Origin of the sequence: Spirosoma utsteinense, from assembly GCF_014282275.1 — a bacterium.
In the GTDB taxonomy this organism is placed as follows: domain Bacteria; phylum Bacteroidota; class Bacteroidia; order Cytophagales; family Spirosomataceae; genus Spirosoma; species Spirosoma utsteinense.
Genome location: NZ_VFIA01000062.1, coordinates 1 through 20,702 on the forward strand (window position 1 = coordinate 1; position 20,702 = coordinate 20,702).

Genomic DNA, 20,702 nt, shown 5'->3' on the forward strand with positions numbered 1-20,702 from the left:
TGATCAAGTGTTGTCTGATCGGCTTCTGACAAGACGAATGGAGTAGCGATTTGGCCCATACTACAAAGCTACTCTATTTTACTTCAACTATTAATTTGGAAGAGCACTAGCTGTCCTGTAGTCCACCGCTGCGGCTCAATCAACCCCCAAGTCCATAGAGAAAAACAGCGCATCGAACTCAATAGCACGAAGGAGTAACAAGCACTTCATTCAATACAGATAACGGAACAGACTTAATGGGGCGAGTCTATTCCCATAAAGGCAACTATTTTTTCATTTCAACGGCTATTGCTATGACATCTACATCTGCCCGTCGGCCAGCTTCGGTTGTGAACGCGCTACGTATACTGGTTCTTTGCCTTGGTATCGAACTGTTGGGCTATGCCTTTTCCGGCAACTACACGAGGGGTGCTGTGCTGGGTGTTTTGCTGGGAAGCGTGCTAGTTTTCTGGCTGCTCCGTCAGGTACATATGGGGGTCCGCTGGTCCCGATTTGCCCTGCTTGTCATTATAGCACTGGGTTTACTGAGTTCACTAAGCGGCTTCACTATAGCGTACGGGCAACATCCCGGCTCGACCGTTATTGATCTGATCTCGACCATTTTGACCCTTATTGCAGCGGTACTGCTTTTCACTAAGGCAAGTAACCAATGGTTTGCTTCATCGGCCAGTAGCGACCGAAGGCGTTCCTGAAACCAATGGGCAGGCCTAAATCCGGGCTATTTCGCCAGGGGGCTTATCAAGGCAAATTCCGGCTCCGGCGTTAGTGAAGCCGGTAGGTAAGCAATGCATTTAGCGTAGGCAACAACCCATTACGACGCAGCTTGGCGTCAATCTCGTTATCCAAGCTGCTGTAGAGCCGTTGTGTGACGCCTAACCCGTCGACCAACGAGCGGTTTGAGGAAAACGTGTTGCGGGTGGCTAAAATTTTGCCCAGGCTAACTTCGGTATTCAAGCCGAAACGGGACTCTTTAAACGTAAACGACCGGCCAATGCGCAGTCCTCCGATCCACCAGTTCGATTGCAGGGTGAAGACGAACGCCGGTGAATTCAGCAACCCAAACCCGGAAAAGTCCTGTTTGAAGTAAATACCCAGCCCATCGGCGGGCGTGATGGGACCGGCCGAAAAATGAACGTATTGCCCGAACAGTCCCGCGTACCAGGGCGAGTTTGCATGAAGGTTAACGCCCAGGCTCAACGAGCTACCCTGCCGAAACGACTGTTCGATGATCCGGCTCAGATTGGCGTTCAACCCGAAGGTTTTCAGCGTTCTTAACGTGTAGCGGTCGAAGGGGGCAGCAATGAGACCACCCTGCACCTGCACCGAGAGCCGGCGGCTGGGCTGAAATCGGTAGCCTACTGTGTAGTTCAGCGGCACCTGAACGCCTGCAAATACCGTGTGCCTGGCGATAAACGGCTCAGTGAAGCGCTCCTTATCGGTGGTCGTCTGTGCCCTGGCCAGCAACGGCAGGCATAAAAAGAGAAAAAGTTGCTTCATGGTCGTTGCCTGACTAGCTCGCGGTTGATGTTCGTCCAATCGGGCGACCGGGTACAAAAAAACGGGCTTTTCCTATCCGGTAGGCAACATAACCCCTTTCGGCACCGATTGTTCGTTCACTGATTACAGCTTACATAGATCTTGTTGCCACGTTTATTGAAGTAGAGCTTGGCACCTCGTTCTCCCCGGTGTATGAATTCACCGTTCGTACCGGTGCGCATGTTGTCGACCGGTGCTTCGTAGTCGGCAGTGGTCGCCTTTTCAGCCTTTTGTAGACCCTAATGGCTCATTGCCTTGCTGGTAGCCCTGGCTGGCGGTGCCGTAGTAAGCTGTGCAACTCAGGTCTAGGCACTCCGGAAGTCCCCTGTCAGAGGTAACACGCCACCGCAGAGCTAATCAGCTAACAGTATCCCTACCACTTATTTCCGCTTGGATGGCCTTCAAATTTTTTGAATGCCTGGAGCCAATCAGAAAAGCAAAAATTAGCAAAATGAAAGTAAGGAAGCCCCCTTTGTGTGTAGCCGACCAAACAGCAATGCCAACTACAAAACCGATGAACACAGCAATAGTAGTTTTTTGTGATTTCAATTTTTTCTCTTCTAACACTAATTCTTCAAGTGTCATTTTAGAGTAGTCTTTACTTGAAAACATACTATGTTTAGGTTAAGAAAACGCTGAAACAGTGGGTTTAACCGGTTGACTAAGACGCGAAACACCAACGAAAGACACTCATTATCGATCTATTAACCTGTCAAACGAGCCGTACCACATTACTTACCTGGACTGACCACCCACTCCATGTGCTGATGACGACGTAGGAGTCTTTACACACATGACCGGTTGGGCTGTCGGCCTACCATAGCGACCTGCAACCTGTCGCCGGAGACCCGGCCACGCGGAGTAAAAAGCGAAAATTCATTTTGGGTTTATTGTCCGTGTTTCCGTTGAACTTTGTAGCGGGATAAGAGCAGGAAATTTTTAGAGTTCTCGTCAGTTAGGTTTAGACCAAGCATATAGTTCAACGCTTGTTTCTTATCCTTTACCTTATTGTAAAAACTTTTACAGATTTGATAGCCTACAAAATAACCTAAATCTTTCATCCGCTTATCATCAATAGTTTTTTCGGCATACAACCAACCTTTATCATAATCAAACTTTTGGTTCATTTCCTTTTGGTATTGGATCCAGATAGTTTGCTCATGTTTTAAACCAAAAGCAATATAACCATCGGGATTAACTACTGATAATTGTTGGCCTAACACTAACTCTGCAACAAAATCAGCCATTCCTTCCTCCAGACATTTCCCTAACAGGTTTTGGTGAGTACGTTCATACTCCTGACCAAGTTTTTCGTTTTGATTCAAAGAATTAATATTTCGTTGAACCCATTGTTGGGTATGAGCGAACTCATGTAATACTAAATAAACAGCCCAGTTTGGTGTACTACCAGCAGCTACTTCTGTTCCGATATAAACTGTCCTGTCACGTATCGTACCGCCTGAATTGCCAATTCCAACGCAAAAATAGATGTCACCATCACGAAAATCAGGGTAATATTTTTTGAACAAAGCTATTCTGTTTCTTATTTCTGTCTCCTGGCTCAATACTGAAAGTATCCAGGGTCTTTTTTCAATCAGTGATGACTTATTATCCTCAATAAATTTTCTCCATGTTTGTGTACTGCCACCTCGTAACTCCATAAATTCTTTCAAGCCTACACTTGCCTTATCCACGTATAGTTTTTGAACAAAGTCCGCTTGTTTTAGCGTGTCTTTGGTCGTCATTACACTGTCGAAGGCTTCATAAAAATGTGGCAAATCTTCGGTGTGTAATTTTACCTGACCATCTGCTTTATGACTGATGCCGACTGAATAAATTAAGATAACAGCAAAATATAAAAGTGATTTCATGCTTTAGCTTACTAATTAAAACCTATTACGATAGAGCGTTCGCCCTATCAGCCGGAACCAAGAAATAAAGGTACAAAACCTGCCTGACAGGGCGTTCAAATTGTCGCATGAAATCCGGCTAACGAATAAAAAGCCTAACTTCTGCGGACTATTTCCTGTCGCCGAGACACTGGCAAACAAGCACTTGATGGACCCGCACCCAACATCCGCAAAGGCTGATGAGGAAAGCAAGATTGGCCACCATCAGGTACGTTCCACATTTTCACCTTTGCCTACGTTGGGCTGCCGCGCTGGCATGCCCGAGTGATTCTTGTCAGAGGTCAGTGGACCCCGCAAAGCTGACCAACAACGTACACAACCAAACAAGCCGAGAGAAGCTGAGGTTGTCAAACCGAGCAGCAGAGCCATTTGTTTGTGTTGTTGCGAAACAGTTTGTAGCTTGCCAGCGTTATTGCGCTACCCAATGAACCGCCGACAACTCGATTTTTTGATTCGTACTCACGAGACCCAACGCGATCATGCCAAAGCCTACCTTGATAAACACTATTACGAGTTGGAAGCCAAAGACCAAGAAACCGAGTGGATCAACCGCTACCTCACCCATAAACGAATAGTAGAAGAACTTAAACAGGAAAAAGTAGACGACGAATAACTGATAAGATGGCAACACTGACACAACTTCCCACTGATACTGAGCGTGATCTTGCTCACTACCGCCACGAGTCTGACGCGGCTATTGCTTTGCTACCCGCCACTGGCAAGACAGTTGATCTAGCCGAATGGCTCACTATCAAACGCTATGCGGAACGTTACCAACTCACTACGCAGGTGGTCACCAACTGGATTGCACGGGGCATCATTCCTGCCGATTGTACCCAAACATTGCCCGAACTCAACGACTTACGACTGGTTCGTAATCAAGCCTACAAGTAGCTATTTATACGTTCTGTCCCGCTAAGTTGGGCCTGTCGAATGAGCGAAAGCCCACCGTAGGTACGTTCCTTGTACCGAAGTTTGGGCAGCAGCGAAGCCAGCAACGTGCTTATGATCATATAATCCTGTCAGAAGTAACACGCCACAGCAGCGCTAACCAAACAAGTACACAACCGAACAAGCCGAGAGAGGCCGGAGCATGTCAAGCGATCCCGCTCAAGTACGTTCCTCTGTCGCACAAAACGCATTTGTAAACGTGCTATCCACAAGACTTTGACCTGTCACCCGGTAAGTGGCAAGCCTGTCAAAACGTGCTGTCAAACGGACGTTGGCCTGTCAGACGAAACGCAATAAATCAGCAGATAAGAGTCATTACCAATTAGTTAACTTGGCGTCCGGAACCCGCCCACGCCACTTAAATGAATGGGAACACCCAACGCCCCCATGTGTTGATGGCGACGTAGGAGCCTTTACACACCTGGTAGATTGGGCTGAAAACGTTGACCTTGTGGCCTGTTGCCTGTCTCCAGAGAGCTAAATACTTAGGCAGAACTAAATTTGCCGTTATTTACCAGTAGGTGATCTAAGCGGCTTATAAACTTCTACAACCTTATTCTTTCCGAAGAAATAATTATACACATAATCGAAATTAAAGTTATTTAAGATTGATTCGTGTAAATATTTATTGAATGACGCGTTGGGCATTCCCATCGTCCATCTGATGACAAGCCACTGCGGCTGGTCTGTTTTACAAAGAGCTAATGCTGTTTTTTTTACTTTTAAAATGGGAAAAGTTGGCATTGCTCCTTCCTTACCATAAATATCCAGGTTATCAAATATATCCGTATTACCTTCTTTTGCATTTACAAAATCTTGTAGCTCGATTTGATTATTGGAGAGTTTGATTTCAGCGATATTATTCCATTTAGATTTATAGTTCTCTTTTAGCCGAGTGAGATTTTTTTGAGCCAAAGAAAAATTTTCTGTTGACACGGGGGTTATTTTTTGCCAACCTGGAAACTGCTTTTCAGCTTGCGTAAAAAACTCGCCAATAGTTACTTTTTCAAATGGAAGTTCATTGTTTTTTGACAGTATCACAACGTATTGCTGGTCGTCTTCAACAATTTTTGGTGGGATGTAAAAGTGTTTATAGTCCTTTAAGTATTTATCAAAGTTCATTAAATTGCTCGCGGCTTTGTCATCGTAGCTGTACCCTTTTGAATTACTACTGAAATCGGGAATCACAAAATAATAATCGTCAGCACTTGAAATAAACGATACGGGCATGCTGATGTGTTGCAGTTGGTTTGCTTCAATCCTCCAATAGGCTGCGAAGTTGTTTTGTGGTACAAATTTCCCATTTTCGTCTTTTTTCAAATACATATACATTCTTGAAAATGCACCATACATATGAGGCAGAGCCGCTAAGTGTTCATTAATGGCATTGCCGAGAAGACTATTCGTGCCACTGAATTTTGGAATAGCATTTTGATAATAGCCTGCACCATCCAGGCAACCTTTGGGTAAGTACGATTGCTGCATCCATTCAATAAATTGCTGGCTATACCCAATTTGTTTAGCACTATAAACTCTGGTACTTAAGGTTTTTCCTGTTGGGGTAATTGGGCGATTATAAATTTTTATCCAGCCAATATCTATCTCGGCAATGCTTTCCAGCGTAAATCCAATACGCTCTTTGTACACTTGGGCCTGGGTAGTCATTGAAATAGCAAGAGAGCTAATAAGAACTATTATTTTCATCTGAAAATTAGTTTAGACGTGCACCCTGTCAGCCGAAACCTAGGAACCGAAGCTTAAACCTGAGCTCTGCAACCTGTCGACCGGAACCAACTCCGCAAGCATTTTATGGACCCGCACCCAACGCCCGCAGGGATTAATGGTGAGTGAATTACTTTCTTAAACACAAACCACTTGCACCTTTACACCCCTGTTTGAGTTGGGCTGCCAAGCGTCTTATGGGACGAGCGTCTTGTCACAGGTAGTTTGCCTGATAACAAAATTAAACGACTGGGTTTTTATGTAAGCCAACTAGTTCAATAATCTCACAAATACCGGTACGTTTACTACCTTCTCTAAAGTAGCCGATAGTACCAACTTTAATACGTTGCTGATGATATAGCCTGTTGTCAGGTGACAAAATCCACATTCGGGCAATGCCTTCCTGATTAACCATGCCTTCAATTAAATCACCATTCTCATCTTCAAATTCGGGATAGATCATGAAAAGCCAATTATGCTCATGGTCTGGATCTTCATACCAAAAGTCTGAGCGAATTCCTTGATTTGGAAGAATGTATCGTCCTCCCTCTTCAAGCTTATAAAAGCGATACTTTACTTTGAAGTCCTCTTTGTGACCAAATATTTGTTCGTAGGGTTTGTGCTTTTCCATATTGACCTGACAACCGCAAAAGTATCTTGTGTCAACCAAAGTTCAGCTATCCTGCCAGGCTTCCTTGCTCAGCTTTTATCGTGTCAACCGGAGCCCGACTAACGAGCAAAAAAGCCTGACTGCTGCGGTCTGCAACCTGTCGACCGAAACGCCAAAGTGGAAGTCCAAACTTGCCCACGCGGGGCGTTTAAACTGTCGCCCGGAAATTGGAATTTGAAGCCCATCCTGTTGTGTTCACCCAACGCCAATAAGTGTTGATGGTGTGCAAGTCACTTAACTGAACACACGTACCTGAACCTTTACACACTCATTTGGTTGGGCTGAACACTTGACCTACTGGCGTGCAGCCTGTCGCCGGAGAGCTGCCCACAGGGAATGGGGTTTCATTTCAAATAACGTTGCATGCCAGCTAAAGTAACAGCCATACTTAACGAGGTCAAAACCATGAAAAGCACCACGGTAATTGTGTTAGCCCCCTATTAACTGGACAGATTTTCTGAAAAGGTTGTGTCGTAAACTACCTGTACTTCTTCTCATTTCTGCTGAGGTGTTATGAAGCCAATCGAACGATGTAGCCGATGCTGCGGGGCCGCCCGGCGGTTGTAATGGGAAAAATAACGTCCTAGCATTTCTTTGGCGGCTTCGGCCGTCCGATTCATAATAGCTGGTAAACTCATTTCGTTCGATGACATCATGTTCCAGAATACTGTGAAAAGCACGCTCCGGCGCCCCGCTCAATACGAGTTCTCTTCAGGAGTGGCTACGTGAGTGAATTCCTGTTTGATATCTGAGCTTTTCAAAAAGTTACGCACTGAATGAGCGATGAATTGACTGCCATTGTCATGGCGCAAAATGACCCCTTTCAGTTCATGGCTCCGGTTTATTCGTCGAAAAAGATTGATTAAGTCAATTTGACGAATGTTGCTTTGAAACAACCAGTCCAGAATTTTGCGGCTATACACATCAATGACACTCAGCAGATAGTAATTCCTTCGTTCCCCCTGTACCCAGACATATTTGATGTCCCATCGCTGGTACTGTCGTGAAAATCAAATTTTAGGTTAGGATTTTTTCAATATCTTTGATTCATCCAAAGGACAACTCCGCCACGGTGGATTGATCCTGTGTAGTCCCGCTAGTCGGGACTATTTTTTTGTCATTCTGATCCGACTTACTAGTTGATAGGGTTTCTCTTTTTGCCTGAATCGAATGCATTGGATCATACATTGTTTGATGACGCCACAATCCATAAGCTAATAGAAGTAACTTCTTTTGAACGGCTACGTAGGCCTTCATCTTGGTGTTGGTCTTCTGATAAACCCGCTCGTAAAGTGCCTGGCAACTAGGTTCTCCGAAGCGAACCGCATTAAAGGCCGGCAAGTGCAGAATACGGCGAATGCGACTGTTACCCTTTTTAGAAATGCGCGTTTTACCTGACCGGTTGCCCGATTGATTTTCGATCACATCATAACCCGCGTAACTGACTAATTGGCGCTGGTTAGCGAAGCCCTCGAACCCATTGGTTTCTGCAATCAGTACCGCTACTGACAGCATGGCTAAGCCTTTGATGGCTGTAAGCCGCTCAACTTGTGCTTTCAAAACGGTATCCTCCTCGATTAACTTCTGGATTGCCTTCTCCAGGGCTTCGAGCTGTTGATCATAGACGGCTAGTAGTTTAGCGTTCTGTTTTGTGATAAAGTCATCGCCTATCGCACTATAATCCAGCGCATGTTGCTGATTGCGACATTGAGTTTTCCACTCTTGGAACCGCTGATGCTGACGGGTCAGCAAGCGTAAGCTGTAGATGTTTTTAGATAACGGCTTCCACAGTGTGAGCTGTTGTTCTAACCCCATCCGAGCCAATCCCTGAGCGTCAATTTTGTCATTCTTGGATTTGTAGCCCAGGCTCTTTAGGTAATGCTTGGCTTTGTTGGGAAGCAAAATACAGACCGCTTGATCTTTCTGATAAAGATACCAGGCGATAGCCTCATGGTAAACACCCGTCGATTCCATTATGTAGCGGAGCGGTAGGTTGTCCGTTTTGCAATGTTTACTAACCCAGGGTTCCAATTGAGCAAAAGCAGCTGGCTTGTTAGCTACTTTCGTTGATCCCTTGACGACCACTCGCCCATTGGTGTCAATTACCGATAGGCAAACTTGAAGCGAATCTTTGCTGATGTCCAGACCAACACAATACCGAAGCAGTTGCATACGAAAGGGGATAAAGGATGAACATGTTGGTGGACCGACCGCCTTTTCCCGCTGTTGCACATGCATGCCAGATCGTAACCAGGTGACTACGTCTATAGGTACTGTTGAAGCTACAGGGAAAAAACAAGCTAGCCAGAGCAACCAGCGATTCAGTATCGTTTACACGTACTAGCGGCGAAACTCAGGGTGCTGGCTAGCCTTGTCAGACCTCACCCAAAATTTGTACTGTTTTGGATAAAATCAACTGGAAACAAAGATATGAACGGCGAACCGTCACAGGTATTCCAAAGGCCTGGTCGCTTCAATTCGTCTGAATTTAACGAACTCCCGTTTGCCCGTCGGTCGGATCACTTTGCCTAGAAGCAAATTATGTTCCTTCATCAGCCGATACACCTTCTTCTTGTTGACCAAGTACTCTTTTTTCAACTCGTGGGTGATGTATTCGTAGCTAAGTGCATTGAATTCAACGTCCAGCAGTTGCCGTATACTGCTCACTACCAGCTGATTGACTGCCCACGACCCATCCAGTTTCATAGTCGCCTGGCTGGGCCGTGCCCCAGGCCTACCGGATTGAGGTTGGTAGTAAGACACGCTCCGTGCTGCGAAGCAGCGAAGGTGATAGGCTGTACTTGCGAGAAGTCTCGGCATGGCCGTCCCGGATGGCTTCCTGGACGATGGAATAGCGGTCTTCGGGAGTAAAACTCCGCCTTATTTTGCTCATGATATCTGAATGTAAAAGGACTAATCGCAGTGGCGCACTACCTGTTTTTACAATTTTGTCCAGTCATTCAGGGGGTTAAGACAGTATGCCATTTAACATGTATTAAACGAGCGTTTAAGTAAGGTTACGCTTAGCTTTTGTACTCGTATATTACCCTGTTCGAGCTAAGTCAATCTATTCAGTACCTATCAAAGGCTGTCGGTACCTTTCCACAAACGAGCGTCTATTGGGAAAACGGACGTTCGGGCTACGATTATTTCCTTGAATGATGCGTGTGCCGGGTGAAGCAGGTAGTTAAAGGAGTCCGGTACCACTGCAGAAGGAACACCAATAGCTAGCACATCAGGCTTAGCCAACCAGGTGGCTATTGTCTGATGATTCACACTAAAATCCGCTTCGTCTCGCCAATCAGTCGGCAAATCTGACGCATCGAGTAAACGTGGCTGTTCGGGTAATACCAGCGTCAAGAGTACGAGTCGGGGTAAGTCGCTATAGGGTAATGATCGTAAGTGGACGATCTGTTCCAGCAAGGCCAATTCAGGGCTAGCGGAGGTGTAAAGAATACCCACACCAGGCGGATTCCAGCGACCCCCTAATCGTCGCGCTCCTTCTGCCGAGAGGGGCGTACTCAGAAAGCGTTCTTTAATAAGCCGGTACACACGTGCCGGTGATTCAGTGGAGGTCATGCCAAATCTCAGGAGTAGATGCCATGCTCAATCCGCCCCAACACGGTGTGAACCATACCAAAACCAGTGGTGGTATCTAAAAGCGTAACAGGTGCCTGGCGACGGAGTTCCGGTAAAGGCCCATGCAGCCAGCGGTCCAGTACGTCGGTACGCCCATCAAATACATCTAGTCCGTGCTTAATCAACACTTCCAGTAAGAGTAGTCGCTCTGAAGCATTGCTATCTAATCGAGCCTCAGGGCGTAGCCGATGTAAGGTACGCTCCGAGAGATTCAGAATGCGCGCCATCTCTTTATCGGTTAGCCCAATAGGCCTGGCCACCTCGTCAGCTTTGGCACGACTTAAGCCCGCCCTAGATTGTTCGACAATGTCAAAGCCATCGCCTGTCCATTCTGTATTCACACTTAATTCCATTCGCTTTTTATTTGGTGTCACTAAGGTAACCGCCATTTGGCACATTTACAACGAATGGCTAGATGTTAGGCGAGCAACATGGTTGTGATTATACTTTACTGGAATTCACTTCGACTTGCCCAATACTAAGGCATTGATGCTTCAAGTTAAAACCGTCCAAATAAACGGTGCAGAGCTTCAAAACGCTGAACGACTAAATTGAACGGATTTATTGAACGCTGAAAGGCCGGATTTAGGCCACACCCTTCCTACTCAGCCACCGTCCAGAAAAACGTCAGATTCCCACCGGGATAAAATCAGGATGTATCGTCCTAAAATCATCCGATTGTGCAGGCACGATTGAATACCAAGGACAAGACACCTTATAAGTACCCTACGCATTTAGACCTTAGGTTCCCAGCCTTTTTCATATTCACGCCCCCAAAGTTTCTGAGCCTCTTTATCGCCGAGAATATGCCCGTTTTTGGGGTCAATTTTCAGATCCCGACCAACCCGCCAGGCAATATTGCCCAGTTGCATGGCGACCACACTCTTGTAACCCAGTTCGACATCGCAGTTGGGGCGACGGTTATTTTTGATTGAAGCGAGGAAATCAGCCACGTGCAGACTATCCATACCCAGACTGGGACTAGCTGTGTTACGCCCCTGCATATCGCTTTCAGCTACGGCGGGTTTAACGTCCTTCACCAGCTTGCCATCTAGGTCGTAGACTTTATAGCTATCCCCACCGGTGTCCAGGCTTCCGTTCTCGCCGTAGAAGATGATTCCCCGGTCCAGGCCCTCAATTTTACGCCCGTTTGAGCTTCTGGATTCCCACATCAGGGATACCCGATTTGGATAATCCATAATAACGATCTGTGTATCGGGCGTTTGCCAGTCGTCTTTAAACTCGTACCGTCCGCCTACAGAGCTGACCCGTGTCGGGAAGTCGACGCCAAGTCCCCAGCGAGCCACATCGACCTCATGGGTGCCGTTGTTGAGGGCTTCGCCGGTACCCCAATGCCAGAACCAGTGCCAGTCGTAGTGAATCAGGCCTTCCTGATACGCAACCCGTGGCGCGGGACCCTGCCATAAATCATAATCGAGCCAGGACGGCACCGTTCCCGGTTTCAGGTTCGTCGCCTTCCGTTTGTTGGTGTACCAGGTTTTGGCGAGGTACACCCGGCCAATGACGCCATTGTGCAGCTCTTCGATACCCTTCGTTAAGGTAGGTGCCGAACGCCGTTGGGCACCCATCTGAACCACGCGGTTGTATTTTCGGGCTGCGGCAATGGCCATCTCCCCTTCCCGTGGGTTATGGCTCAATGGCTTTTCGACGTACACGTGCTTACCGGCCTGGCAGCCCATGATTGTTAAGGGAGCGTGCCAGTGATCGGGGGTGGCGATGTAAATAGCGTCGATGGATTTGTCTTCCAGCACCCGTCGGCAGTCTTTTTCGGACTTGGGCTTCAGGGTCTGCTTGGTTTTCAGGATCGTTTCGATCGCCTTCGGAATGGCTCGTTCGTCCACATCGCAGACAGTACCTACCTCGGCGAATTTTTGACCGGAAATGGTGCCGCCCATGCTGTTACCCCGGCTGTTGACCCCAATCGTGGCAACCCGCACCAGTTCATTGGCCCCAATGATTCGGTTGTAGCTTTTGGCACTGAAGCCAAACGCGGTTCCGCCCACGGCCATGCCTGCCGAACCGGCAGCTGCTAGCTTGATAAAATCACGTCTATTCTGCATGAAATTGACTTATAACGCCTTGATTTTGATATTCCTGAATGAAATTTCACTCCCGTGTTCCTGCAAGAGAATACGGCCTTTCTCAACGGTCCCGAAGGCAGGCACTGTCTTATTAAACTTGCTCAGCGCAACAGCTTCCGTAAAGAGCGCACTGCCCCGCGTAAATTCCAGAATTTTTATCCCGTTCAGCCAGTGTTCGACCTGCCGGCCTTTGGCCACAATACGTACGGTGTTCCATTGCCCTGGTTTGTTTACCTTTTTGCGGGTCGCATCGGGCGGTATGGCGTCGTAAAAGGAGCCCGTGAGGTGATTCTCCTTCTTGTTATCTTCCGCCAGTTTGTCGTCCAGAATCTGGTATTCCATACCCAGGTTCCCACCCGTTTCGTACTTCGTATAAAAATACTTGACCCCACTGTTGCCTGTGGCTTCGATGTTGTAATCGAGCTTCAGGTCGAAATCGGCGTATTCGCCGATGGTGATGATGTCGCCCCCTTTGGCACTTTTCTTAGCCGTTAGCGTTCCGTTTTCGGCGACCCAGCCAGCCGGAACCGGCTTACCGCCGGGGGTAGTCCAGCCCGATGTGCTGGCACCGTCGAACAGGAGAGCCCAGCCATCTTTTTTCTCCTGACGCGTCAATGTATTGGCCTGCTGGGCGACTACCGGGGCGGCCCCCATTATCCAGATAACTAGCCCGCCGAGCAGTACATGCTTGCTTTTTAATTTCATTCGTTCTAGTAGCCAGGATTTTGTTTGATTTTTTCCGGGTTGGACTGAATGACCTGTAGCGGAATGGGAAACAGTAGCATGTTGTTGTTCCAGGCAGCTGGACTAAATCCCGTTTGTTCCGTTTGTTCCTGGGTCATCACCTCTTTTGCCCGTTCGGTTCGGACCAGGTCGAACCACCGATGATTTTCGAAAGCCAGTTCCACGCGTCGTTCTTTCTCGATAGCCAGCAAAAAGTCACCTTCGGATGTAAAAGGTTTGTAATCGGACAATATACCGGCTGTTGCACCCGTGCTATTTCTGGCCCGCTGACGAATTTTATTCAGATAGTTCAGGGCCACATCCTGTTGTTTACCCTGCCGAACCAATGCTTCGGCGTACAGCAGATACGTATCGGCCAGTCGCAGTTCAATCCAGTTGTTGTCATTGTCCGACGCACTGAACGATACATCGTAATATTTCTTTACATATTTTTCATTGACGGCTTTACCCGTTGCTACGGATACATAGCCGTCGCTCATCGAAATTACTTTTCGCGGATCACCGGCCTCATAAGCGCTGGATATGCTCGGCGTTGGGGCATTAAATCCGCTTTTATCGCCCACCAGCACGACTTCCTTATTTGAGAACCGGGGGGCAAAATCGTTGTTCCAGGGGCTACCCGTATTAGTTCCGCCTTTTTTATACTGCACTTCAAACAACGACTCGGAACTGTTTTTCTTGGTTACGTCGAACAGGGTCTTGTAATCCGGGACGAGCGAATACTGCGAATTGTTGATTACTTCCAGCGCTTTTGTTTCTGCCAGAGCATAGTAGGCCGCCCCTTTTTTCAGAGGATATCCAGCCATAGTCATGTATACTTTGGCCAGCAGTCCTTTAGCCCCACCCAAGGTTGCCCGTCCTTTATCGACGGCTGGGTAGGAAGCGGGCAGATTCGCTTCGGCAAATGTCAGATCGGCCACAATCAGATCGTAAATCTCCGGTGTTGGCGCACGCCCCAGGGAATAGGCCTCGTTCACCGACAACTGCTTTTCGACTTTGGGAACATCGCCATACACGCGAACCAGCCAGAAGTACGTTAATGCCCGAATGAATTTTGCCTCGGCTTTGTACTGTTCTTTCAGCTTAGGGTCTTTGAACGAAACAGCGTCGATCTTGTCCAGCACGAGATTACAACGCAGAATGGTATTATAGGCGTTGTTCCAGACTGTCAGCACATATCCGTTATCCGACAGCAGTACATCCCCGAAGTTGTCGATGGAGGTCATGTCTTTGGAGTTGCCCGGAACCCACGAAAAGGTCGTATTATCCGAACGAATCTCGCTCACGTAGATAAAAGCCTGATTATAAAGAGCTCGCAGGGAGGCATAGGGCGACATCACCGCCTGGTTCATATCCTGTTCGGTCTTATAAAAAGTGCCCGCGTTCATTTCCGAAATGGGCTGGAGATCAATAAATTCCTTGCGGCAGGAAAGAGAGGCCATCGTCAGCAGGGCCAGTAGAATAAATCGCTTCATGGGTAACTCGTTAAGTAGAGGGTAATTAAAACGTTACGTTAAGACCAGCAATGAGGGTGCGGGCAGCCGGGTACCCCAAATAATCGCCACCGCGCGACAGACTGCCGCCCTCGCTGCTCGTTTCCGGGTCGAAACCGGGATACTTCGTGAAGGTGTACAGATTCTGTCCCGTTACGTAAACTCGTAATCCTTTAAGCCGTAGCTGCTTGAGCAGGGAACTGTTAAAATTATACCCGAGGGATATATTCCGGATGCGTACGAAAGAGCCATCTTCTACCCAGTAGCTGGAGGGTTCTTTTTGCAGCCCTTTGGGGTCACGGTTGGCCCGCAGAATCGTGCCCGAGCCAGGCTCAGTCTCCGAACGCCAGCGGTCATTTAACTTGACAAGTCCATTCCGGTCGCCGTGGTAAATACCCACCATCCGGTTGAAGAAGCTGAATAGTTTAGCCCCCTGCGAACCGGTCAGCTGCAGATTGAGGTCAAAGCCTTTATAGGAAAAATCATTGCTGAAACCAAAGATGAAATTGGGTTGATTATTTCCCAGGAAGGTTTTGTCGTCCGCATTGATTATCCCATCCTTGTTCGTGTCGACGTAGCGTGGGTCGCCGGGGTGGTCGTTGGCCAAATGCGGAGCGGCATCCAACTCAGCCTGGTTTTTGAAAATACCGTCGTATTGGTAGCCGAAAAACGTGGCAATGGGCTGACCGATGGTCGTGATAAAGGTGTTGCCCGCATTGGCCGCTCCGGCATAAATAGGCCGCCTGTCGGGTCCCAGCGCCAGTACTTTATTCTTGTTGAAGGAGATATTAGCGTCGGTCGACCACTTAAATGCACCCACCAGGTTGCGCGTCCTGATCATATATTCCATGCCCTTGTTCTCCAGTTGGCCGATGTTTTGCAACTGGGTGGCATAACCACTCAGGGTAGGTACCGGTACGCTGAGTAGCAGATCGACGGAACGGCTGTTATAGAAGTCGGCCTCGAGTCGGATGCGTTCGTTGAGCAGCCCCAGGTCAAAGCCGATGTTCCACTGCCGGGTTTTCTCCCATCCGAGGTCGGGATTCGGGTAGTTGATCGGATCGACCGAATTGACCAGTGTGTTGTTCAGCACATTATAACTGTTGCCGGTACGGGCAATGGCGTCGTAATCGCCAATGCGATTATTGCCCACCAGACCCCAGCTGGCCCGAATTTTCAGGTCGCTAACGGTGCGCATGTCGCGCATGAATGATTCTCCGCTCACTCGCCAGCCTGCCGAAACAGATGGAAACGTGCCCCATTTGTTATTGGACCCAAACCGGGACGAACCGTCGGTTCGGATACTGGCCGTCAGCAGGTACTTATCGTCATAGGCGTAGTTAAAACGACCCAGGTAAGAAATCAGTGAGTTCTGATATTCCGTATTTGTCCCGCCCACGATCTGACCGGCACTCAGCGTGCGAACCACATCGTTGGGGAAGTTTTGAGCATTGACCCTGGCGTACTCACCAAACGACTTTTGGGCTGTGTAGCCTGCCAACAGGTTAAAGCTGTGTTTGGCAAATAAAGTTTTGCTGTAATTCAGCGTATGTTCGATGAGCCAGTTCCGGTCGAGCCAGGTTTCATTTCGGGCGTCGGCTGTCCTTGGTGCCCGGGAGCCGTCGAGATCCACAAACGAAGGGCGGTAGTATTTCAACCTCCGGTTCTCCATGGTGGCATTCAGGCTTATCCGGTACCGGAGGCCGTCAATGATCTCATACTGACCGTAGGCTGAGGCAATAAAGCCGTTGCGGCTAGTGTAATTGGTAATACTTTGGGCAATACCGACCGGGTTTGCTACGTCGCCCGCCCAGATCTCCGGATTGCGTACCTGTGAGCCTAAGGTACCATCGGGGTTTTGGAGCGGATAGATCGGGGGCAGATAAACGGAGTAGGACAAGGGGCTGTCTTTCCCGTTATCGACATTATTGTTTTCTGAATAATAGCCGCTGATAGACACCCCCACTTCCAGCTTTTTGCTCAGGTTCGAAGTAAGGTTCGTGCGCAGATTGTACCGTTTGTAATCGCTGTTGATCTGGATACCCTGCTGATTGGTGTAGCCGCCCGACACCGCATACCGCGTTTTGTCGACGCCCCCGCTTACGGATAACTCGTGACGTTGGGTTGGTGCCGTCCGGAAAATCTGGTCCTGCCAGTTGATGTCGGCAAAATTGTTCGGGTCGTTAAAGCTTTCGGGAATGACGTAAAAGTTGGAATTGGTATATTTTTCCCGAACTGAATTGGGGTCATTGATGATGTGGGGCGCATCGCCGGGCAGTGGAGCCCGGTCTAGCCAGGCTTGATTATGACCATCCTTGAAAAACTGGAGGTATTCACGGGTGTTCATGACATCCATCTTCTTGGCTACCTGCTGAATACCATAAAAGGCATTGTAGGAAATGGTCGGCGCGCCAATGCTCCCTTTCTTGGTAGTCACGATCACGACGCCATTGGCCCCGCGTGAGCCGTAAATAGCCGTAGACGACGCATCTTTCAGCACCTGAATACTCTCAACATCCGACGGATTTACAAGCGAAAAGGCATTTCCGTCAATTGGGTAGCCATCAATCACGTAAAGGGGTGAACTGGTGGCCGAGATAGAGCCCGTACCCCGCACCCGGATCGTTAGCCCTTCGCCACCGGGTGCCCCGTTGGTCTGCTGCACCTGTACCCCGGCCATTTGGCCGACCAGCGCTTCGCCGTAGGATACGGCGGGTCTATTCTTTAACTTATCTGCCGATATGGTGGCAATGGCACCGGTGAGGTCAGCTTTTTTCTGCGTACCGTAACCCACGACAACCACCTCATTCAGGGATTTACTATCGGCTTTCAAAGTAATCTTAAAAGAAGTCTGGTTGTTAATGCTAACCTCTTGGGGTTCGTAGCCAACATAGGAAAATACCAGTATTGCCTGGGCATCGGGCACGACGAGCCGAAACGCCCCTTCGGCATCCGTCGACGTTCCGCGGGTGGTACCTTTTATGACCACGCTTACCCCCGGCAAGGTAACGCCCCCTTCATCTGATACGGTGCCCGTAACGGTCTGCTCAGCCGTAGCCAGCAACGCAATACGTCCGTTCATGAGCCGCATGGAAGCCTCCGGTTCGGACTGTGGCGGAGGAACTGGGCCGATGATAATCTGACGACCTACGACTTGGTAGCGGAGCCGGAGCGGTTTGATTACCTTATTCAGCACGGCACCCAGCGGTTCGTTCGACACAATGATGGTCGTTTTCTGATCGAAGGGAATTACCTGCGAGCGAAAGGCAAATCGGATATTGGTCTGCTGTTCGATTTCCTTGAACACCTTGCGTAAGTCCTGGTTTTCCAGCCGGAAACTTACCCGTTTCGCCAATATCTCCTGAGCGGTAACATCGAGTGCCAGCGAAACACCCGTGAAGGTCATGGCCAGACATACCTGTAGCACCGAGAGTTTCATACAATAAAGCAGGGTTTGAACTGGTATTGGTTTTTTCATGGGAGTGCTAATTTTGTTTACCGTTAAGACTAGAAGCCTTACCAGACCTCATTATGGAATTAGGTGTATTTCATAATTGGGTTGATTGACATATTTACATAGACTTCCGACAGCCTTCACTATAAATGACAATTTGTGCATCGATGAGTTTATACTGAGCGTTCAGCACTTTGCAGATGACGTCCAGTTTCTGAAAAAGGTCTTCGTCATCCAGGCTCAACGTGAGGCTACAATGCTGCATCACCTCCTCGTCAAAAATGACATCCACCCCGTACGCCCGCTCGATGGCACTAAAAATTTGGGCTACGGGTGTGTCTTCAAAGACAAACTGTTGTGATTCTTTTCGGGAGATAAGCAGGCTTGGGCTGTCGACCAGTATTTTGTCGAGTGTAGCCGCGTCACGGTGAAAGACAGCTTTCTGGTTAGGTGTCAGCACCATTCCTTTCGACTCGGGGTCCTGTACCCGGCTCGGCTGATTCGCATAGACCGAAACCCGGCCGGTCTTCACATCAACCGTCACCGTTGAGGCATTGACCGGCGCGTTGATCCGAAAACTGGTTCCAAGCACTTTGGTCACCAGCCCATTAGCATACACGATAAAGGGTCTGGTCGGGTTCTTACGGACCTGAAAGAAGGCCTCTCCCGTTAGGTAAACTTCGCGTTGGGGACCCACCAGTTCCTTTCGATACCGAAGCCGCCCCCCTTGCAGTAGCTTGACCAGACTGCCATCGGCGAGTTGAATCTGCATACTCTGACTGGCTTCATTTAGGGTTTCGATCCAATCATTATTGGCTTGAACCAGTCCATCTTTGGGAGCCGGGCTGCCTTTTAGCCGATTCAATCCCAGCCATCCGGCGCTAAGCGTCATGAGCAATAGTGCCGCCACCTGCCACCCCCGCAGCCAGTTTATTCCCTGGATCAGGCGTGCCGGCTGCGCGGGTTCCAGTGTCTGCTCGATTCGTTTCCAGATGCCTTCGACGCGGGCTGTTTGTTCCGGCTGGTCTTGAATTTCCCGAAGAGCCGTTACTAATTGACGGGCCTCTTCAATCTGGTAATACCGCTCGGGATAGTCGTGCAGAAACGTCTTCCAGAACGCATCCGCATCTGGAGTGGGCGAACTGACCCATTCTTTAAAATAGTCGTCGGCAGCCAAGTCTTCCGCGTCTAATAAATAATAATTCATAGTGTTGTATCCTTAAAATCCCTCCAGTCTCACCCACAGCAAGCCTATACACATGATTCGGACAACTTCGCGCAGCGTTTTGAGGCCTGCGTAGATAAACCGGCAAGCCGATTGATAATTGACACCCATGATCTGGGCGATTTCTTCGTTGCTGAAGTGCTGGTAAAAGCGCAGGTTCAGGGCTTCCTGCTGACGGGGTGTGAGCAGCGCGAAACTTTTGAGCAGCAACTGATTAATGCGATGACTTTCTTCGCCTTCAATGAGGGTATTTTCAATGATAAAATCATCGATCACCATAGGTGCGTCGTTGATATCGGATGCCTGAAAGAACAAATCCCGATTGCGTGTTTTGGTGATCTTGTTGCGCAGGGACCTGAACAGGTAGAATCGAATGGAATCCGTGTGACTCAGGTTAGCCCGGCTTTGCCAAAGTTCGATGAACAGATCATGGATACTATCCTCAATAAGGGACACATCACGGGTCACCTTGAAGCCGTAGTTGAGCAAATCACGGGCGTACAAAGCATAAATCTGTTGAAAAGCCGCCCGATCCCCCTGTCGAAAGGCGTACCACAAGTCGGTATTAGGACAGGGATTTAACACAGGGATTATAAACGGTTAAGTGGAGCAAGAATTAAATAATCTGTGGATTTCGCTGACTTAAACGAAGGCCTCTATTTACTAATGCCCGGGCTTAACGATTTTAATCCTTTTTTTCTAGAAATATTTTAAAATATGTCGAATGAAGGGCCTCATTGTACCGAACATAATTATAGGCCTGTTTTACAAGATGATCAGACCGTCACGAGAATACGACGGATAGGGTTATCGACCAAAAGGCAACTATCTTTATTAACAATCGACAAGTCTACAAAACGAGTTACAAGCAGCCTCCCACCAAATTTATGGGGTTAAAATCCGTTTCACTGGTATCGGAACAGTTGATTTCTTTCCATTAAAAGATCTCAAAACAGGTTCTGTATTCAATGGGAGCTTTTGAATTGGTAGATGTCACTGCGCGATAGGCTTTGATACATGAAAGGTATAAAGTGTTCACAACAGGGCTCTTTGTCTACTCCCGTTCAGAAAAACGTCCAAATAAATCACGGGTAAGACAGCAAAAAAGCGGCCGCATCATTTGACTTGATGCGGCCGCTCTCCATCCTGGTAAACGCTGCCTACCGGTTGAGCACTTTCAGTATCTGGCTTTGACTGGGTGTACTGACCCGCAGCAACAGCAGACCGGCGGGCTGGGCGCTAAGCGATAGGCTTTG

20 protein-coding genes are annotated in these 20,702 nt (G+C 48.4%); 3 read left to right on the top strand and 17 right to left on the bottom strand.

Annotation, left to right across the window (positions count from 1 at the left end; genetic code table 11):
• The first annotated feature begins 293 nt into the window (after positions 1-293).
• Positions 294-692: a hypothetical protein gene (locus tag FH603_RS25780; protein ID WP_186741752.1), complete on the top strand. Its 399-nt coding sequence runs from the start codon at positions 294-296 to the stop codon at positions 690-692.
• 70 nt (positions 693-762) lie between these two features.
• On the opposite strand, the gene FH603_RS25785 is transcribed toward FH603_RS25780, so the two are convergent.
• From FH603_RS25785 to FH603_RS25795, 3 genes are all read right to left on the bottom strand, one after another.
• Positions 763-1,497 (bottom strand): hypothetical protein, encoded by a 735-nt coding sequence (locus FH603_RS25785; protein WP_186741754.1) that lies wholly within the window; start codon positions 1,495-1,497, stop codon positions 763-765.
• Between the two features lie 396 nt (positions 1,498-1,893).
• Positions 1,894-2,148, bottom strand: coding sequence for a hypothetical protein (locus FH603_RS25790; RefSeq protein ID WP_186741756.1), 255 nt, complete (start codon positions 2,146-2,148; stop codon positions 1,894-1,896).
• 275 nt (positions 2,149-2,423) lie between these two features.
• Entirely contained in the window at positions 2,424-3,407 is a 984-nt protein-coding gene (locus FH603_RS25795) for a gliding motility protein GldB-related protein (protein ID WP_186741758.1), read from the bottom strand.
• 463 nt (positions 3,408-3,870) lie between these two features.
• Here FH603_RS25795 and FH603_RS25800 point away from each other — a divergent pair, with 463 nt between their 5' ends.
• Positions 3,871-4,059: a hypothetical protein gene (locus tag FH603_RS25800; protein WP_186741760.1), complete on the top strand. Its 189-nt coding sequence runs from the start codon at positions 3,871-3,873 to the stop codon at positions 4,057-4,059.
• Positions 4,060-4,067: 8 nt separating this feature from the next.
• Positions 4,068-4,340, top strand: a complete 273-nt coding sequence (locus FH603_RS25805) for a hypothetical protein (RefSeq protein WP_186741763.1) — start codon at positions 4,068-4,070, stop codon at positions 4,338-4,340.
• 564 nt (positions 4,341-4,904) lie between these two features.
• Here FH603_RS25805 and FH603_RS25810 read toward each other — a convergent pair.
• The 14 genes from FH603_RS25810 to FH603_RS25870 all read right to left on the bottom strand — a co-directional run bounded on the left by FH603_RS25810 (position 4,905) and on the right by FH603_RS25870 (position 20,031).
• Positions 4,905-6,101 (bottom strand): hypothetical protein, encoded by a 1,197-nt coding sequence (locus tag FH603_RS25810; protein ID WP_186741765.1) that lies wholly within the window; start codon positions 6,099-6,101, stop codon positions 4,905-4,907.
• A 259-nt stretch (positions 6,102-6,360) separates the two neighbouring features.
• The gene (locus FH603_RS25815; protein ID WP_186741767.1) at positions 6,361-6,750 is read right to left on the bottom strand and encodes a hypothetical protein; all 390 of its coding nucleotides are present in this window, start codon (positions 6,748-6,750) and stop codon (positions 6,361-6,363) included.
• A 734-nt stretch (positions 6,751-7,484) separates the two neighbouring features.
• Entirely contained in the window at positions 7,485-7,772 is a 288-nt protein-coding gene (locus FH603_RS29355) for a DDE-type integrase/transposase/recombinase (RefSeq protein ID WP_186741786.1), read from the bottom strand.
• A 64-nt stretch (positions 7,773-7,836) separates the two neighbouring features.
• Positions 7,837-8,961, bottom strand: a complete 1,125-nt coding sequence (locus FH603_RS25825; RefSeq protein WP_186741769.1) for an IS110 family RNA-guided transposase — start codon at positions 8,959-8,961, stop codon at positions 7,837-7,839.
• Positions 8,962-9,234: 273 nt separating this feature from the next.
• Positions 9,235-9,495 (bottom strand): IS3 family transposase, encoded by a 261-nt coding sequence (locus FH603_RS25830; RefSeq protein WP_235985603.1) that lies wholly within the window; start codon positions 9,493-9,495, stop codon positions 9,235-9,237.
• A gap of 28 nt (positions 9,496-9,523) precedes the next feature.
• The gene (locus FH603_RS28785; RefSeq protein ID WP_235985602.1) at positions 9,524-9,682 is read right to left on the bottom strand and encodes a hypothetical protein; all 159 of its coding nucleotides are present in this window, start codon (positions 9,680-9,682) and stop codon (positions 9,524-9,526) included.
• Positions 9,683-9,870: 188 nt separating this feature from the next.
• Positions 9,871-10,368 (bottom strand): RES family NAD+ phosphorylase, encoded by a 498-nt coding sequence (locus tag FH603_RS25835; protein WP_186741772.1) that lies wholly within the window; start codon positions 10,366-10,368, stop codon positions 9,871-9,873.
• An 8-nt stretch (positions 10,369-10,376) separates the two neighbouring features.
• Complete coding sequence (parS, locus tag FH603_RS25840; RefSeq protein WP_186741789.1) at positions 10,377-10,781, bottom strand: type II RES/Xre toxin-antitoxin system antitoxin; 405 nt, start codon at positions 10,779-10,781, stop codon at positions 10,377-10,379.
• Positions 10,782-11,162: 381 nt separating this feature from the next.
• Positions 11,163-12,509 carry a Gfo/Idh/MocA family oxidoreductase gene (locus tag FH603_RS25845; protein WP_186741774.1) on the bottom strand — a complete coding sequence of 449 codons (1,347 nt, stop codon included), beginning with the start codon at positions 12,507-12,509 and terminating at the stop codon, positions 11,163-11,165.
• Positions 12,510-12,518: 9 nt separating this feature from the next.
• Complete coding sequence (locus FH603_RS25850; protein WP_186741776.1) at positions 12,519-13,235, bottom strand: 3-keto-disaccharide hydrolase; 717 nt, start codon at positions 13,233-13,235, stop codon at positions 12,519-12,521.
• Between the two features lie 5 nt (positions 13,236-13,240).
• Positions 13,241-14,749: a RagB/SusD family nutrient uptake outer membrane protein gene (locus tag FH603_RS25855; protein ID WP_186741778.1), complete on the bottom strand. Its 1,509-nt coding sequence runs from the start codon at positions 14,747-14,749 to the stop codon at positions 13,241-13,243.
• A gap of 25 nt (positions 14,750-14,774) precedes the next feature.
• Positions 14,775-18,245: a SusC/RagA family TonB-linked outer membrane protein gene (locus FH603_RS25860; RefSeq protein WP_186741780.1), complete on the bottom strand. Its 3,471-nt coding sequence runs from the start codon at positions 18,243-18,245 to the stop codon at positions 14,775-14,777.
• 94 nt (positions 18,246-18,339) lie between these two features.
• Positions 18,340-19,428 (bottom strand): FecR family protein, encoded by a 1,089-nt coding sequence (locus FH603_RS25865; protein WP_186741782.1) that lies wholly within the window; start codon positions 19,426-19,428, stop codon positions 18,340-18,342.
• Between the two features lie 12 nt (positions 19,429-19,440).
• The gene (locus FH603_RS25870; RefSeq protein ID WP_186741784.1) at positions 19,441-20,031 is read right to left on the bottom strand and encodes an RNA polymerase sigma factor; all 591 of its coding nucleotides are present in this window, start codon (positions 20,029-20,031) and stop codon (positions 19,441-19,443) included.
• Between the last annotated feature and the right edge of the window lie 671 nt (positions 20,032-20,702).

Coding starts and splice junctions, on each gene's coding strand:
- FH603_RS25780 (WP_186741752.1), top strand. CDS start 294: ATGACATCTACATCTGCCCGTCGGCCAGCTTCGGTTGTGAACGCGCTA.
- FH603_RS25785 (WP_186741754.1), bottom strand. CDS start 1,497: ATGAAGCAACTTTTTCTCTTTTTATGCCTGCCGTTGCTGGCCAGGGCA.
- FH603_RS25790 (WP_186741756.1), bottom strand. CDS start 2,148: ATGTTTTCAAGTAAAGACTACTCTAAAATGACACTTGAAGAATTAGTG.
- FH603_RS25795 (WP_186741758.1), bottom strand. CDS start 3,407: ATGAAATCACTTTTATATTTTGCTGTTATCTTAATTTATTCAGTCGGC.
- FH603_RS25800 (WP_186741760.1), top strand. CDS start 3,871: ATGAACCGCCGACAACTCGATTTTTTGATTCGTACTCACGAGACCCAA.
- FH603_RS25805 (WP_186741763.1), top strand. CDS start 4,068: ATGGCAACACTGACACAACTTCCCACTGATACTGAGCGTGATCTTGCT.
- FH603_RS25810 (WP_186741765.1), bottom strand. CDS start 6,101: ATGAAAATAATAGTTCTTATTAGCTCTCTTGCTATTTCAATGACTACC.
- FH603_RS25815 (WP_186741767.1), bottom strand. CDS start 6,750: ATGGAAAAGCACAAACCCTACGAACAAATATTTGGTCACAAAGAGGAC.
- FH603_RS25825 (WP_186741769.1), bottom strand. CDS start 8,961: ATGCAACTGCTTCGGTATTGTGTTGGTCTGGACATCAGCAAAGATTCG.
- FH603_RS25830 (WP_235985603.1), bottom strand. CDS start 9,495: ATGAAACTGGATGGGTCGTGGGCAGTCAATCAGCTGGTAGTGAGCAGT.
- FH603_RS28785 (WP_235985602.1), bottom strand. CDS start 9,682: ATGAGCAAAATAAGGCGGAGTTTTACTCCCGAAGACCGCTATTCCATC.
- FH603_RS25835 (WP_186741772.1), bottom strand. CDS start 10,368: ATGACCTCCACTGAATCACCGGCACGTGTGTACCGGCTTATTAAAGAA.
- parS (WP_186741789.1), bottom strand. CDS start 10,781: ATGGAATTAAGTGTGAATACAGAATGGACAGGCGATGGCTTTGACATT.
- FH603_RS25845 (WP_186741774.1), bottom strand. CDS start 12,509: ATGCAGAATAGACGTGATTTTATCAAGCTAGCAGCTGCCGGTTCGGCA.
- FH603_RS25850 (WP_186741776.1), bottom strand. CDS start 13,235: ATGAAATTAAAAAGCAAGCATGTACTGCTCGGCGGGCTAGTTATCTGG.
- FH603_RS25855 (WP_186741778.1), bottom strand. CDS start 14,749: ATGAAGCGATTTATTCTACTGGCCCTGCTGACGATGGCCTCTCTTTCC.
- FH603_RS25860 (WP_186741780.1), bottom strand. CDS start 18,245: ATGAAAAAACCAATACCAGTTCAAACCCTGCTTTATTGTATGAAACTC.
- FH603_RS25865 (WP_186741782.1), bottom strand. CDS start 19,428: ATGAATTATTATTTATTAGACGCGGAAGACTTGGCTGCCGACGACTAT.